The 15,178-nt window shown below is 30.3% G+C and carries 14 protein-coding genes; 2 read left to right on the top strand and 12 right to left on the bottom strand.

The genetic code is table 11. From position 1 onward, the window contains the following. Window positions 1-56: 56 nt before the first annotated feature. The 8 genes from rpmI to purB form a co-directional block, all read right to left on the bottom strand. Window positions 57-248: a 50S ribosomal protein L35 gene (gene rpmI, locus CAQ16704_RS00155; RefSeq protein WP_002777995.1), complete on the bottom strand. Its 192-nt coding sequence runs from the start codon at window positions 246-248 to the stop codon at window positions 57-59. 76 nt (window positions 249-324) lie between these two features. Then, window positions 325-1,416: a DNA adenine methylase gene (locus tag CAQ16704_RS00150; protein ID WP_039667654.1), complete on the bottom strand. Its 1,092-nt coding sequence runs from the start codon at window positions 1,414-1,416 to the stop codon at window positions 325-327. A 36-nt stretch (window positions 1,417-1,452) separates the two neighbouring features. Continuing rightward, window positions 1,453-1,974: a translation initiation factor IF-3 gene (infC, locus tag CAQ16704_RS00145; RefSeq protein WP_039666355.1), complete on the bottom strand. Its 522-nt coding sequence runs from the start codon at window positions 1,972-1,974 to the stop codon at window positions 1,453-1,455. Continuing rightward, window positions 1,971-3,782: a threonine--tRNA ligase gene (gene thrS, locus CAQ16704_RS00140; protein ID WP_039666354.1), complete on the bottom strand. Its 1,812-nt coding sequence runs from the start codon at window positions 3,780-3,782 to the stop codon at window positions 1,971-1,973. Before thrS ends, infC begins: the two co-directional genes overlap by 4 nt. Window positions 3,783-3,888: 106 nt before the next feature. Next, a complete protein-coding gene (locus CAQ16704_RS00135) occupies window positions 3,889-4,695 on the bottom strand; it encodes an undecaprenyl-diphosphate phosphatase (RefSeq protein WP_442856705.1) in 807 nt (268 codons plus the stop codon). Beyond that, window positions 4,692-6,677: an OPT family oligopeptide transporter gene (locus CAQ16704_RS00130; protein ID WP_039666353.1), complete on the bottom strand. Its 1,986-nt coding sequence runs from the start codon at window positions 6,675-6,677 to the stop codon at window positions 4,692-4,694. Before CAQ16704_RS00130 ends, CAQ16704_RS00135 begins: the two co-directional genes overlap by 4 nt. Before the next feature lie 15 nt (window positions 6,678-6,692). Continuing rightward, window positions 6,693-9,068, bottom strand: a complete 2,376-nt coding sequence (locus CAQ16704_RS00125) for an aerobic ribonucleoside-diphosphate reductase Ia, B1 protein subunit NrdA (protein WP_039666352.1) — start codon at window positions 9,066-9,068, stop codon at window positions 6,693-6,695. Window positions 9,069-9,088: 20 nt separating this feature from the next. Further along, the gene (gene purB, locus CAQ16704_RS00120; protein ID WP_039666351.1) at window positions 9,089-10,417 is read right to left on the bottom strand and encodes an adenylosuccinate lyase; all 1,329 of its coding nucleotides are present in this window, start codon (window positions 10,415-10,417) and stop codon (window positions 9,089-9,091) included. 73 nt (window positions 10,418-10,490) lie between these two features. Between purB and CAQ16704_RS00115 the strand changes: the two genes are divergently transcribed. Then, complete coding sequence (locus CAQ16704_RS00115; RefSeq protein ID WP_039666350.1) at window positions 10,491-11,420, top strand: RluA family pseudouridine synthase; 930 nt, start codon at window positions 10,491-10,493, stop codon at window positions 11,418-11,420. 72 nt (window positions 11,421-11,492) lie between these two features. Continuing rightward, the gene (locus CAQ16704_RS00110) at window positions 11,493-12,446 is read left to right on the top strand and encodes a glycosyltransferase family 9 protein (RefSeq protein WP_039666349.1); all 954 of its coding nucleotides are present in this window, start codon (window positions 11,493-11,495) and stop codon (window positions 12,444-12,446) included. Here the strand turns inward: CAQ16704_RS00110 and CAQ16704_RS00105 are convergent. Genes CAQ16704_RS00105 through CAQ16704_RS00095 form a run of 4 tightly spaced genes read right to left on the bottom strand, consistent with a single transcriptional unit; the run spans window position 12,443 to window position 15,171 of the window. Next, entirely contained in the window at window positions 12,443-13,462 is a 1,020-nt protein-coding gene (locus CAQ16704_RS00105) for a radical SAM domain-containing protein (RefSeq protein WP_039666348.1), read from the bottom strand. The two genes, CAQ16704_RS00110 and CAQ16704_RS00105, sit on opposite strands and share 4 nt — an antisense overlap. Beyond that, on the bottom strand, window positions 13,452-13,562 hold the full coding sequence (locus CAQ16704_RS08385; protein WP_235361602.1) for a hypothetical protein: 111 nt from the start codon (window positions 13,560-13,562) through the stop codon (window positions 13,452-13,454). Before CAQ16704_RS08385 ends, CAQ16704_RS00105 begins: the two co-directional genes overlap by 11 nt. Beyond that, the gene (gene rlmN, locus CAQ16704_RS00100; RefSeq protein ID WP_039666347.1) at window positions 13,559-14,629 is read right to left on the bottom strand and encodes a 23S rRNA (adenine(2503)-C(2))-methyltransferase RlmN; all 1,071 of its coding nucleotides are present in this window, start codon (window positions 14,627-14,629) and stop codon (window positions 13,559-13,561) included. Before rlmN ends, CAQ16704_RS08385 begins: the two co-directional genes overlap by 4 nt. A gap of 8 nt (window positions 14,630-14,637) precedes the next feature. Next, window positions 14,638-15,171 (bottom strand): phosphorylase family protein, encoded by a 534-nt coding sequence (locus CAQ16704_RS00095; RefSeq protein ID WP_039666346.1) that lies wholly within the window; start codon window positions 15,169-15,171, stop codon window positions 14,638-14,640. Window positions 15,172-15,178 lie beyond the last annotated feature (7 nt).

Raw genomic sequence — 15,178 nt, 5'->3', positions numbered from 1 at the left:
GCCCTTTAATAAGGGGAGTTTGAATGACTTTTGTCAAAAACTAAATTTAAGTAAGCTTAAATTCCTAACATTTTTTCAACCGCTTTAACATTGGTCGAATGAACATACTTAGCAGTGCGAAGATCACGCATTCTTTTAGCAGGTTTTTTAGTCAAAATGTGGCTTCTAAAAGCTGAACCTCTTTTGATTTTGTTTTTACCTACTTTGAAGCGTTTAACAGCACTTTTAACGCTTTTCATTTTTGGCATGTGTATCCTTTGGATCAATTTTTTCATATAAAGAAAGCTATCATTTTACTATAACTATGCTTTAGAAAAATTAAATTTATTTATATTTTTTAATCACATAAAGTTGTTCTTGTATATACATAGAGCGTTTAGAGAGGTTTCTACTAGCTCTAAAGGCATTGTATTTTTGCTCTAAAATTTCGCATTTTCCAAGACTTTGCAAACGCTTTAAAAAACTATCTTTTTTTACAAAACCCTCACAATTATAAGAAAGCAAAATAATCTTAGCTTTTAAATCATTTATTAAATCAAATAAAGCTTCTTCAGCTTTTTTTTCTTTGTTAAAAGCACTGCGGTTCCAATCTTTTGGTATGCCAGAAATTTTTGAAATTTCTTTTGGTTTTTTATAATTAGCAATCAAATTTAACATAAAATAATTTGATCCATAAGGGTGTTGATTATAAGGTGGGTCTAAATACGCCACATCAAAACTATCAAGCTCTTTAGCTAAAATATTTGCGTCTTTTTGAAAAACTTCATACTCACAAGTAAAATTTGAAAAAACAGGCATTTTCAAAGCTATATCACCCTTTATACGACTTAGTGCATTTGCCCCATTTCCCCCGAATTTACCAATGCCATTTTTATCTTTATAAAAACCTTTAAAAACCCCGCTTGTGTTTGCATGTACGCTTGCTTCATAGATAAGCGGTGCGATGAAATATTTTTGCATATCACAAGGTAATTTTGAGATATTTTGTCTCATGGTATCTAAATACATCGCATTTTTAAGTGTATAAAATACCCTTTCTTCTTTTTTAATACTCTCATCATCATTTGGTGCATAAAGCTTGCTTATAAAGCCTTTTTTGAGTTTTAAATCAGAAGTTAAAAATGTATAATGTTTTTGTAATTCTTGTAAAAAATCTGTATTTTGATTGGTCAAATAGCACTCATTAATGATTTTAGAATAATCTTCCAAATCATTTGCTATGATAAAACTCGCATAAGGCCTCACAAAACGCGAAACTACCCCAGAGCCACTAAATACATCACAAAAGCTAAATTTGTCTTTTTTTAGCTCATTTTGTGCGAATTTAAAGCCTTGGTTTAAAAAATCAAGCAAAGATCTTTTATTTCCAAGATAAGTTATGATTTGCTCTTTTAAAAAATGTGGATTTTCTTCTATCATAAGTTTAAAATACAAGCCTTAAAAGGCTTGTGATTATTTTTTCTTTTTAGGAGTTACTAGCATATTTACATAGCGTCCTTCGAGTAAAGGCTCTTTGTCTCTATCTGCTATATCTTCAACCATTTGCCAAATTTTTTCAAGCAAAGCCATTCCAGCTTCAGGAGAGCCCATCTCACGACCTTTTAGAAAAACTCTAAATTTAACATGCTTACCTTGCTCTAAAAACTCACTTGCATGTTTGACTTTATAATTAATGTCATTTTGAGCAATTTTCACAGAAAGCTTGATTTCTTTTATATCAATCACTTTTTGTTTTTTCTTTGCTTCTTTTTGTTTCTTTTCTTGCTGATAACGGAATTTTCCATAATCCATTATCTTGCATACAGGTGGTTTGGCTTCAGGAGCTATCATCACCAAATCAAGTCCTAATCTATTTGCTATATCTAGTGCTTCATCACTACTAATAATGCCATAAACCTTACCATCATCACCTATACATCTGATCTCATCTGCTTGAATTTCTTCATTTAGCAATACTTCTTTTTCTTTACTCAAAAGCGTACCTCACTTAATTTCTCCTTTGTTAGGGTTATAAATTCATCTAAAGTTAATGTTTTTTGTTCTTTTGCTCTTCTATCTCTTAATGCCACACTTTGATTTGCTACTTCTTCATCACCTAAAACAAGTATCATAGGTACATGTGCTTTTTCAGCAGTGCGGATTTTTTTATTTAAACTTTCATTTTTGTTATATACTTCACTATCAACACCAAGCTCCAAAAGTTTTCTTGCTATTTCTTTTGCATAATTATGATGATTTTGCGAAATTGGCACTATAGCCACTTGAGTTGGAGCTATGAAAAATGGTAATTCACCAGCACAATGCTCTACTAAAATTCCTATAAATCTCTCAAAAGAACCCAAAATAGCACGGTGAAGCATTACAGGTTGTTTTTTCTCATTATCTGCATCTGTGTATTCAAGTTTAAAACGACTTGGCAAGTTAAAATCTACTTGTATGGTTCCACATTGCCATTTTCTTTTTAAAGCATCAGTAATTTTTATATCGATTTTTGGGCCATAAAAAGCTCCACCGCCCTCATCAATGCCATATTTTAAACCTTGTTCATCTAAAGCCTCTTTTAAAGCCTTTGTAGCTATATCCCAAATTTCATCATCACCTATTGCTTTTACTGGGCGTGTTGAAATTTCCATTTCATAGTCAAATTCAAAAGCTTTCATTAAAGTATCAACAAAACTTAAAATTTCTAAAACTTGTTCTTTTATCTGACTTGGCATACAAAAAATATGCGCATCATCTTGAGTAAATTCTCTCACCCTAAAAAGTCCGTGCAAAACGCCACTTTTTTCATGGCGGTGCACCACGCCGTATTCAAAAAATTTCAAAGGCAGATCACGATAACTTCTAACATCACTTTGATAAATTTTAATATGCCCTACACAATTCATCGGCTTAATGCCATATTCTTGCTCATCAATTTGCGTAAAATACATATTTTCTTTATAGTTTGCATAATGCCCACTAATTTTCCACGCATCAGCTTTTAAAAGCTCAGGCCCACGCACAGGTTCATAACCTCTTAATCTATGTGCTTTATATAGCAAATGCTCTAATTTACTTCTTAATTTTGCACCATTGCTAAGCCATATAGGAAGTCCACTGCCTATCTCATCATCAAAGGCAAAAAGTTTCATTTCATTACCAAGTTTTCTATGATCTCTTTTTTTAGCTTCTTCAATGATTTTTAAGTATTCATTTAAACTTTCTTTATCTGCAAAAGCAGTACCATAAATTCTTGTAAGCATTTCTCTTTTTTCATTACCACCCAAATACGCTCCTGCTACACGAGTAAGTTTGAAAAATCTTAAGTATTTTGTATTTGGTACATGAGGCCCACGGCATAAATCTTCAAATTCGCCTTGCTTATAAATACTTACTTTTCCATCAGGAATTCTTAGTAAAACTTCTTGTTTTAAATCATCATTAGCAAATTTTTCTTTAACCTCAGTCTTTGAGAGTTCGTATTTTGTGATGTCTAGCTTTGCCTCTGCTAGTTCTTTCATTTTCTTTTCGATTTTGCTTAAGTCTTCTTCTGAAATCTTACTATCAACCCTAAAATCATAGTAAAACCCATCTTCTATCACAGGCCCTACGAAAAATTTAGCCTCTGGATATAGACTTTTAATTGCTTGAGCCATTAAATGCGCACAAGAGTGGCGGATAACTTCTAAACCTTCTTTAGAGTTATCAAAATAAATCGGAGTTAAATTTGTATCATTGTTAAAACTTTGAGTATCTATCAAAGTTTCATTATTTGCATATGCAATTATATCATTTGTCATTTCTACCCTTAACACTCACTGACTTTATGAGCTTAAATTAAAATATAAGGCTAATTTTAGCTATGAAAAACTTAAACTTTTTTTAAATAAAGGATATTTTTATATTTCAAACACTTGTTTTTGATATATCTAACATTCCACTCATAAAAAGATATAAAAACACAAAACCTAAAATTATCCTATAAATTCCAAAAGGTATGAAATTTATCTTACTAATTAATTTTAAAAATATTTTTATCACCACAAAAGCTACCACAAAAGCTGTTACAAAGCCTATAACCAAAGGAATAAAATTACTCATATTGCTTAAAACTTGTGGTTCTTTATAAATACTATAAGCTGTTGCAATAATCATAGTAGGAATTGCAAGTAAAAATGAAAATTCAGAAGCTATTTTACGATCAAGTCCAAGCAATAACCCACCTATAATACTCGCCCCGCTTCTTGAAGTTCCTGGTATGATAGCAAGAGCTTGTGTTAAACCTATCAAAAAAGCTTGTTTATAACTTACCTCATCTAAAGAATGTATTACATAGTCTTTTTTTCTATGTTTAAGTTCTATAATGATAAAAATAATTCCACCAATTATTAGCATAGTAGCTACCGTATAACCATTAAAAATCTCTTTTAAAAATTTATATGCTATAAAGCCTACTCCGCCTGCAGGCAAAAAACCTACAGCAAGTTTTAACCAAATATCAAATTTTTGAGTAAGCTTATCTTTGAAAATAAAAATTACTGCTAGTATAGATCCAAGTTGAATGATGATGAAAAAACTTCTCCAAAAATCATCTATATTTAAACCTAAAATTTCAGCGCCTAATATCATATGTCCTGTTGATGAGATAGGTAAAAATTCCGTTAAACCTTCGATAATTCCCAAAATCAAAGCATGATAATAATCCAAAATCATTTTTTAAGTACTCTTCTTGCAAAAACTAGCATAATTATTACAAATACTATAAACCCGACAATTCCATCATCTTTAAATGAACTTACTATAGCAAGCGGATCTTCAGTACCACCTTTGCTAATAGAAAGCACTGTTAAACCAGCTATCAGTACTCCAAAAATACTCTCACCTACTATCAAACCTGATGCAAACAAAGTCCCTTTTTGCTCGTGTTCTTGAATAAGTTCTTTTTTATGAGCATTTTTAGTATATCTTTGCTCTAAACGCTTTTTGATTAAATATGCTAATAATCCACCTATAAATAAAGGCATATTTACAGCAGGTGGTAAATATATACCTATGCCCACAGCTAAAGGCGGTAAAGACATATTTTTCTTTCTTAATAAACGATCAATGATGATTATGCCAACACCCACAAAAGCACCCACTATAATATAACTCCAGTCAATATCAGCATTAAAAATACCTTGTGCTATAGTACTCATTAAATTTGCTTGCGGTGCGGCTAATGCATTTGCCTCATCCATTCCTTCTCTTGGCAAAGCACCCACAAAGCCATAAGCTTGATATAATAAATTTAATACAGGTGCTATAGCTAAAGCCCCAAACACACAACCTATAAGCAATGAAACCTGTTGTTTCCATGGAGTTGCACCAACTAAATAACCAGTTTTTAAATCCTGTAAATTATCATTAGAAATAGCAGCAGTTGCTAAAATAACACTAGTAGTAAAAATAGCAAAAGCAATAGCAAATTTAGACATCAAAGGATCACTAAATAAATCTACTTGATAACCCAAAAGTAAAATAATCAAAGAAGAAATCATAATCCCAATAAGTCCTATACCTGAAATAGGAGAAGATGATGAACCCACTAAACCTGCCATATAGCCACAAGCAGAAGCTACAAAAAAGCCTATGAAAATAGCCACTAAAGTTCCCACTAAAGCAAAAAGAATCTGATAACCACTTGCTAAATTTGAATCAGCCACAAAGACATAAAATGAGATAAACAACCCAGTACACATAAGCACAAATAAACACAGCATAGCTTTTAAAGATAAATCCATATCTTTAGGATCTTGCGAGAGATTTAATGAGGTTTTTTTAAGCATATTTTTCATACCATCATATACAGGTTTTGCAAGTTCTATTAAAGTCCATAATGCTGCTATAGCAATAGCTCCTGTACCTATTAAACGTACTTTTTGAGCCCAAATCTGATTAGCTATATCAAGTGCATTTAAACTCACATCAAAGCTTTCTTTAGCAGAAAAATATGGCACAAAAATCATCCATGCAAGCACCATACCCACAAGCAATGCAACACCACCAGCTATGCCTACTAAGTATCCAGCACCCAAAAGTGCCACTGAATATCCCATAGAAAAACCAAAAGCCATTTTTTGCCAAATGAATGCAAAACTACTTCCGCTTGAAAGTAGTTTAAAACCACTTGAAAAAAGACTTATGATAGAAGCTAGTGCAACACCAAGGGTAATTTCTTTTAGTCCTACTTTTCCTTTTTTATCAGCTTGATCTTTATTAGCCACTTTTAAAATTTCAGCAGCAGCTCTTCCTTCAGGATAGGCTAATTTACTCTCTACTACCATAGCTCTACGCAAAGGTATGGTAAAAAGCACACCTAAACCACCACCACAAAGACAAAGCATAAAAGTAAGCCATAGTGGAAATTCAAACCAATATCCACACATAAAAAGACCAGGTATAACAAAAATCACAGCCGAAAGCGTACCTGCGGCTGAAACTTGAGTTTGCACCATATTGTTTTCTAAAATATTAGAGTCTTTAAAAATTTTCAAAACAGCCATTGCGATCACAACAGCGGGAATAGAAGTAGAAAAAGTAAGACCTACTTTAAGTCCCAAATAAACATTTGAGGCAGTAAAAATAACTGTTAAAACGCTTCCTAGTATTATGCCTCTAAATGTAAGTTCTGGTAGTGATTTTTTTACATGCATTTTATTTCTCCATTTTTATTGACAACCTTCGCATTCTATAGTTCTATCAACCACATCATCATTAACTTTTTGACTATCAGGACTTTCACTTCTTAAATAATAAGTTGATTTAATACCCAACTCCCAAGCAAGTTGATAAATTTCATTTAAATAGCCACCACTTGCTTTATCTAAAGAAACAAATATATTTAATGATTGACCTTGATCAATCCATTTACCACGAATTGCTGCGGCTTTTACTAAGATTTTTTGATCAAGCTCATAAGCAGGGGTATAATACTGCCAAGTATTAGCACTTAAATTTGGCACTACAGTTGGTATCATACCACTTAAATTTTGTTCAAACCATTTTCTTTTATAAACTGGTTCTATAGTTTGGGTAGTTCCTACCAAAATAGAAATAGAAGAAGTTGGTGCTATAGCCATTAAATAACCATTTCTTATTCCATCTTTTTTTAGTTTTTCTCTTAATTTTTCCCAATCACATTCACTTTGATCAAATAACCCATCACTTGCTGTAAGCTTTTTAGCATTTTCATTTGCTACATCAATAGGTACTATACCTTTACTCCAATTTGATCCTTCAAAATCAGGATAAGATCCTTTTTCTAAAGCCAAATTTGAACTAGCTTGTATTGCTTCATAGCTAATCATTTCCATAATGTGATCGATTTTCTCAAAATGCTCATTAGAACCCCAATAAATTTGTGCTTCTGCAAGCATTTGTGCTTCACCCATTATACCAAGACCTATGGCACGAGATCTTAAATTTGTATTTTTTACCTTTATATGAGGATAAAAATTTAAATCAATCACATTATCAAGCATTCTTATAGCAGTTGGCACAACTCTTTGGATATCTTTTTTTGTATTAATTTTGCTTAGATTAATGCTAGCTAGATTACAAACGGCTGTTTTGCCCTCATTTTTGTATTTTTCTGCAATATAAACTTTTTTACCATTAATACTATCTAAAGTAGAAATTTTTTTAGCAAGTTTTTTATAGCCTCCATCTATGGTAATTTCTTCTTCTTCATCTAAATGAAGTTCTGTTTTATCATCAAATGTAATTTTAACCTGATAATAATTTGGCTCCGTATTTTGAAAAATCTCTGTGCATAGATTAGAACTTCTTATAAGACCTACATGTGAATTTGGATTAGTTTTATTAGCACTATCTTTAAAACATAAAAATGGCATACCTGTTTCAAAATAAGAAAGCAAGATTTTCTTCCAAAGCTCTTTTGCATCGACTATCTCTTTAGCTATATTTTCATTTTTTTCATATTCTTCATATTTTCTTTCAAATTCTTCACCATATAAGTCACACAAACTAGAAGTATCAGCTGGATCAAAAAGCGTCCATTTTTCATTTGCTCTAACTCTTTTCATAAATAAATCATTTATCCATAAAGCAGGAAAAAGTTCATGTGCTCTTCTTCTTTCTTCGCCTGAATTTTTACGCAAGTCTAAAAAGTCATTAATATCCATATGCCATGGTTCTATATAAACTGCAATTGCACCCTTTCTTGTACCAAGTTGATCTACTGCTACTGCTATATCATTGGTAATTTTTAAGAAAGGTATAATCCCACCTGCTGCGTTTTTATGTCCATCTATACTTCCACCCATAGCACGCACCTTAGACCAATCCCAACCTATACCACCGCCAAATTTAGACAAAAGTGCCATTTCTTGATACGAATCAAAAATTCCTTCTATATTATCAGGTGTGCTTCCTATGTAACACGAACTTAATTGGTGTCTTGTTGTTCTTGCATTTGAAAGAGTTGGAGTTGCAAGCATAACTTCAAAAGTTGAGATTAAATCATAAAATTTCTTAGCCCAAGTTTGAGAATCTAACTCATTTTGTGCTAAAAACATAGCAATAGCCATAAACATTTGCTGCGGTAATTCTATAGGCATACCTTTAGAATCTTTAATCAAATACCTATCATATAAAGTTTTTATACCAAGATAAGTAAATTGTAAATCACGCTCTGGTTTTATATAAGCATTCAAATCATCTAAATCGTATTTTTCTTTTAAGCCTATTAAGATTCTACCTTCTTTTTCACCTTTTTCAAGGTATTCTTTTAAATGTCTATAGCCATTATAACCACTCACTTTTTTATATAAATCATATAAAAATAATCTCGCGGCAACAAAAGTCCAATTAGGTCTATCAATATCAATTTTATCAACTGCTGTTTTTATAAGAGTTTGTTGAATTTCTTCTGTTGTTATGCCATCACGAAATTGGATTTTCGCATCTACTTCAAGCTCACTTTGACTGACATTTTCTAAATTTGCAACCGCATCTGTGGTGTATTTTTTAATTTTAGAAACATCTAACTCTTCAGTTCTTCCATTTCTTTTTAATACTTTCACTCATAACCCCTAATATTTTATTATTTAAATGTTCTTGTAAAAATTTTATCTACATTTTTTGTATAGTAGCTATAATCAAAACAATTTCTAATATCTGTTTCGTTTAAAGACTTTTTCAAATCTTCATCAGCAAGCAAGGCTAACAAAAACAAGCTTTCTCCCTTTTCGTTTAAAGCAGCTTTACCATTTTGTAAATCAGCCCAAACTTTCATAGCATTTCTTTGAACGATCTTGTAAGCTTCCTCCCTGCTTATACCCTTAAATGGAAGCTCGAGTAACACTCTTTGGGAAAATACAAGCCCACCAGTTAAGTTTAAATTTTTCATCATATTTTCTGGATATACCAAAAGTTTTTCTATAACTCCACATAATCTTGAAAGCATAAAATCAGTCGTGATAAAAGCATCAGGTAACACAAATCTTTCTACACTAGAATGTGATATATCTCTTTCATGCCATAAAGCTACATTTTCTAAAGCTGGAGTTACATAAGCTCTTATCATTCTACAAAGTCCAGTGATATTTTCACTCAAAACAGGATTTCTTTTATGAGGCATAGCTGAACTTCCTTTTTGTCCTTGAGAAAAATACTCTTCAGCTTCATACACTTCTGTTCTTTGAAAATGGCGGATCGCAACAGCAATTTGTTCACAACTTGAAGCTAAAATAGCCAAAGCTGAGATAACTTGTGCGTAACGATCTCTTTGTATGACTTGGTTTGAAACTGGTGCTGGTTTAAGGTCTAAATTCTTACAAACTTCTTCTTCAAATTCAAGTGGTGCATGCGCAAAATTTCCCATTGCTCCACTAATTTTTCCATAGCTAATTACTTCTTTTGCATGAATGATTAAATCTTTTGCATGAACTAGTGAATCATACCAAATAGCCAAAACTAAGCCAAAAGTTATAGGCTCTCCATGAATTCCATGACTTCTTCCTACCATTAAGGTATTTTTATGCTCATAAGCCCTTGTTTTAATCACTGCTAAAACTTGATCTAAATCTTGCAAGATTAATTCCAAACTATCCTTAATCTGCAAAGCAACTGCAGTATCAATACAATCTGAACTTGTCATCGCATAATGCACAAAACGACTTTCTTCACCCAAACTTTCACTTACACTAGTTAAAAAGGCAATAACATCATGTTTAGTAGTTTTTTCTATCTCGTCTATTCTTGCTATATCAAATTTAGCATTTTTTACAATCTTTTCACAATCATCATCTTTAATCAGACCAAGTTTATTCCATGCCTTTACAGCAGCTAATTCTACTTTTAACCACGCATCATATTTTGCTTGCATATTCCATTTTTTAGCCATAATTTCTCTACTATATCTTTCAACCATTTTCAAGACCTTTTTGGATATAATAATAAAAAATATTTATTTTATCTAAAAATATTTTACACTAGGATTAAACTTGCCTTATATAAAAATAAAACTATCAAATAACGAAAAAAAGGCTTTTAGATTACTTATAGATGAATTAAAAATTTCTATGAGTCAAGCTCAAAAAATTATTGACAAAAAACGCCTTTTTTGCAATGGAAAACTAGTAAATGAAAAAAATCAATTTTTAGATGGCTTAGTAGAGCTAATCATATATGAAAATAATCCTAAAGGATTAGAAATAGTTTTTGAAAATGATGACTTTGCAGTTGTAGAAAAGCCAAGCGGAGTGCTAACTCATCCAAATGGAAGAAATTGCACTTATAGTCTTTGCGATGAAATTTGGCATTTATGGGGCGAAAAAGCTTGTGTGGCCCACAGGTTAGATAAAGAAACAAGCGGACTTTTACTCATAGCCAAACACAAAAATACGCAAATTGAGTTAAAAACTATGTTTGAAAAAAGATTAGTACAAAAAAGCTATCTTGCACTAGTAGAAGGAAAAACTGAAAAAGAATTCATAGTAGATAAAAAAATGGATTTAGCCAAAAATTATGATACAATCAAAACTAGAATGTGTATTTGTGAAAATGGCAAAGAGGCTTTAACGCAATTTCACACTTTGAAATATTTTGAAAATTTAGATGCTAGCTTAGTTTTAGCTAAGCCTCTAACAGGAAGACAACACCAAATAAGATTACATTTGTTTCATGTGAAACATAAAATTTTGGGCGATCCTTTGTATGGTTTAGAAAAAATACAGATAGAGCAAATACTTGATGGAAAAATGAGTGAGCTTGAAAGAATTCAAATTACAGGTGCTAAAAGATTGCTTTTACACTCTTTTAGCTTAGAATTTACATATAAAAATCAAAAATTTTTGATACAATCTCAAAAAAACATAAAAGATGACTTTGTATCAGATATAGGATATCGAAAATGTATTCAAAATATAATCTAAAATGCGACTTAAATAATAGGGGGGGGGTATTCTCTTAAAATAGGTTATTATTGTCCAGATGCTTTAGGTGATATGATTGCGAGTTTAGACATGCTTTATGCATTAAAACATATTTATAAAGCAAAAATTGTCGTTTTTGCTAGAAATAACACTTTTAGTCTTTTAAAAAATTTAAAATTTGTCGATTACATTGAAATTTTGGAAAATCAAACAAAACAAGAAAAATTAGAAAAAATCAATTGGTATAATCTAGATTATATTATTTCTTACAAGGCTAACACATTTTTAATTGAACTTTTTATTGAAAGCAATGTCAAAAAAATTATCACTAGATTAAAAATCAAAAGCTTTTTCTCTATAAAGTGCAAATGTGTTTGGATAAGATTAATTAGATGTTTTTATGGTAAAAAAACAGAAAGAGATAGATTATTGTTTTATGCTAGAAAGATAAATTCTAATATTTTTGATAAAAAAATTAAAAATTTAGAATTTAAAACACAAATTCAAACTAATGTGATACATAAAATTTTAATAAATGATTTTTTAAGAAAAAATGAAATTAAGAATTTTATTATACTTAATCCTTTTAGTATTACTTCAAAGCATACTTTAGATATTATTTCTTTTTTAAAATTAGCTAAAAATATCAAGAAAAATTATCAAAATATTAGTATTGTTATACCTACTTATGAACTAGTACATGATAATTTTATAGATGAAATTCATAAGTATGATAAAAATTTACTTGAAGAAATTATTGTTTTTAAAAATAACAATGATATTTTAAATTTAGCTGAACTTATATCTCAATCAAAATGTATTATTAGTCCTAGCACTGGTGCAATTCATATCGCTACAAATTTAAAAATTCCTAGCATTGCACTTTATCCGCCAAAAGATGAAATATTTTGGCCTACATACAACAAGGACTACATAATCATAACAAAAACTCAAAATGATTTAAGAGAAGACGAAAAACAAGAGTTTATTGAAAAAATTACAAAAAAATTAAAAAAATATATTTAATCTTTTTGTAACTTTAAAACTTTATCAGTTTGGATTGCAATTGGAATTTTTTTGATAGGCTGGCTAAAGTCTCTACAATAATCACAAGATTTATAAAAATCTTGAGAATAAAATTCAAAAAATCTTTCTTTAGAATCCTCTAAATTTAAAAAATCACCATCAAATTCCTCAAGTCCTTTTAAGCGTGATAAAGAGCTTGATATAGGACAAACAAAAATAGCTCCTTTAGGTGCTAATTTTTTATTTTCCAAACCTTCAGAAGTCATCAAGCTTACACATGGCATTTGACAATTGTAATAATTTTTAATTATATCTTCTTTACTTCTGCCGCGTTTGTAAATTTTTTCAGGATCACTCCAAGTAGAATTTTCACTACTAGAATCCATAGAAAATGGAATTTTATTTTCTCTTAATTTTCTTAAAATACTTTCTTGTTTTAGTGGAATTTTTAAATTTGGCGATCTTTTATAATCTGAAATTGTAATTTTTCTAACTTTATTAGAATTTTTTAGCTTTTTCACCAATTCATCTTTAAAATCAATAGTTGCATTAGTAACCAAAGAAAAAGTTAGTATTTTCTTTTGAGCATCTAAATAATCAATCAATTGTGGCAAATCCTTAAATAACAAAGGCTCTCCACCTATGATTCTAATCCTTGCAATAGAATCTACCTTAGATAAAAGTAGCTCTAATGATTCTATAATACCCTCTAAAGTGCAAGTATATTGATTTGATGGTGAAAAATACTGCATCAAATTATTACAAGATTCACAGCGCAAAGTACATCTTGTAGTTAAAACTAATTCTAAATAAGGAATATCCACCTTGCCTTCTAAAACCCTTTTTTCAAAGTATTTTTTCAAGTAAAATTTTTTCATCAAAGCAGCATAAGGAACTTTAAAAATTCTAGCAATCCCTCTTTTACCATTTAAATGAGAAAAATACCAAGAAATATTTTGCTTTATATATCTATTTTGAAATAATTGATTTTCTAATAATTGTTTTTTATCTATCATTATTTTTCCCTTCATTTTTTAATACATAAATAATCCCACCAAGTCCTATAACTACCACTATGCTTATAAAAATAAGTTGGGCTATATCTAAAAAAGTCATTGTTTGTTCTGCCTTTCCTTAAGCTGTCCGCATGCTGCTGAAATATCAAGTCCTTTGCTTTCTCTTATCGTGCAAGTAACGCCCTTAGTGCTTAAATAATCTTGAAATTTAATCGCTGCTTCAACACTTGGTCTTTTATATAAACTTCCCTCATGTGGATTAAAAAGTATTAAATTTACTTTAGCTTTTATACCATTTAAAAGCTTGACTAGTTCTTTTGCATGTTCTATTTTATCATTTACTCCATCGATTAAAAGGTATTCAAACATCACTCTTTTACGCTGATCTATAGGAAAATTTCTCACTGCTTCCATAATGCTTGCTATATTATAAGCTTTATTAATAGGCATTAATTCACTTCTAAGCTCATCATTTACAGCATGGAGCGAAATAGCTAAAAGCACACCTAAATTCATCTCTCCAAGCTCTTTAATCTGTTTTGCCAAACCACTTGTGCTTATAGTTTGTCTTCTAGGGCTTATCGCCAAAGCATCATTATCAGCTAAAATTTTAATTGCCTTAGAAACATTTTTAAGATTATCCAAAGGCTCACCCATACCCATATAAACTATATTAACCCTTCTTTCGTAAGGTATATTATTGTGCTTTTTGATCCATAAAATTTGCCCTACTATCTCCCCTGCGCTTAGATTTCTTTTTAGACCACCTTTTGCTGTTAAACAAAAACTACACCCGCTTTTACACCCTACTTGAGAAGAAACACAAATGGTATATCTTGCATGTTTAATGATTTTACCATTTTCATCCATAAGCTCTTCTTTCATAGGAAGCAAAACGGCTTCTATTTTTTTACCATCTAAAAGCTCAAAAAGATATTTAATGCTCCCATCTTTGCTTTTTTCATCTTTAACACATTTTAAAGGTGAAAAATGAAAATTTTCTTGTAAATATACTCTAAAATCTTTTGGTAATGACGACATTTGCAAAAAATCATCTACATATTTTTTATATACCCATTCAAAAATTTGTTTTGCTCTGAATTTTGGTTGGACTAAATTTTCTAACTCTTCCTTAGTAAAATCTAATATATTTTTTAATTCATTCAATTTTTTTCCTATATAAGTTTTTTATCTAACAAAAAATCTTTTAATAATTCTTTTGCGTTTTGGTGGTTTTTTAAAAAATTCTCATGTGCAAATTCATTACAAAAATTTGTCGCACATAAATAACAAATTCCTTCTATCCCTTGCATTTTAGCACAAGAAAGCACCGCATATGCTTCCATATTTTCTATATGCATACCTTTTTTAAAAAATTCTTTAGCAATATTTTCATCTTTACAAATATAATTTGAAGAATTAATCATAGTTTCATGTGAAACATTTAATATAATCTCATTTGCTATAGGTGTATAAAAACTATCAAATAAATCTGCGTATTCTAAATTTGCAGCATTAGAACTTTCATAAAGATCTAAAATTTTTCCTTCTTGATAAATTCCACATGTACCTATAAAAATCACTCTATCTACTTTTACTTGACTTAAAATTTTACCTAAAGAAAAAGCAGAATTAACCAAACCTATGCCTATACTTTGTGCAAATTTAAAATCTTCATTTCCCCCTGCACATACTATAAGATTTTTCAAAAAAATA

The organism is Campylobacter sp. RM16704 (assembly GCF_000816245.1).
In the GTDB taxonomy this organism is placed as follows: Bacteria; Campylobacterota; Campylobacteria; order Campylobacterales; family Campylobacteraceae; genus Campylobacter_D.
Note: the sequence above shows the minus strand (reverse complement) of the source record. Positions and strands in the feature narration are given on the sequence as shown.

Bases quoted from the DNA above. Each gene is read 5' to 3' on its own strand.
- rpmI (WP_002777995.1), bottom strand. From the start codon at position 248: ATGCCAAAAATGAAAAGCGTTAAAAGTGCTGTTAAACGCTTCAAAGTA.
- thrS (WP_039666354.1), bottom strand. From the start codon at position 3,782: ATGACAAATGATATAATTGCATATGCAAATAATGAAACTTTGATAGAT.
- CAQ16704_RS00135 (WP_442856705.1), bottom strand. From the start codon at position 4,695: ATGATTTTGGATTATTATCATGCTTTGATTTTGGGAATTATCGAAGGT.
- CAQ16704_RS00130 (WP_039666353.1), bottom strand. From the start codon at position 6,677: ATGCATGTAAAAAAATCACTACCAGAACTTACATTTAGAGGCATAATA.
- purB (WP_039666351.1), bottom strand. From the start codon at position 10,417: ATGGTTGAAAGATATAGTAGAGAAATTATGGCTAAAAAATGGAATATG.
- CAQ16704_RS00110 (WP_039666349.1), top strand. From the start codon at position 11,493: ATGATTGCGAGTTTAGACATGCTTTATGCATTAAAACATATTTATAAA.
- CAQ16704_RS00105 (WP_039666348.1), bottom strand. From the start codon at position 13,462: ATGATAGATAAAAAACAATTATTAGAAAATCAATTATTTCAAAATAGA.
- CAQ16704_RS08385 (WP_235361602.1), bottom strand. From the start codon at position 13,562: ATGACTTTTTTAGATATAGCCCAACTTATTTTTATAAGCATAGTGGTA.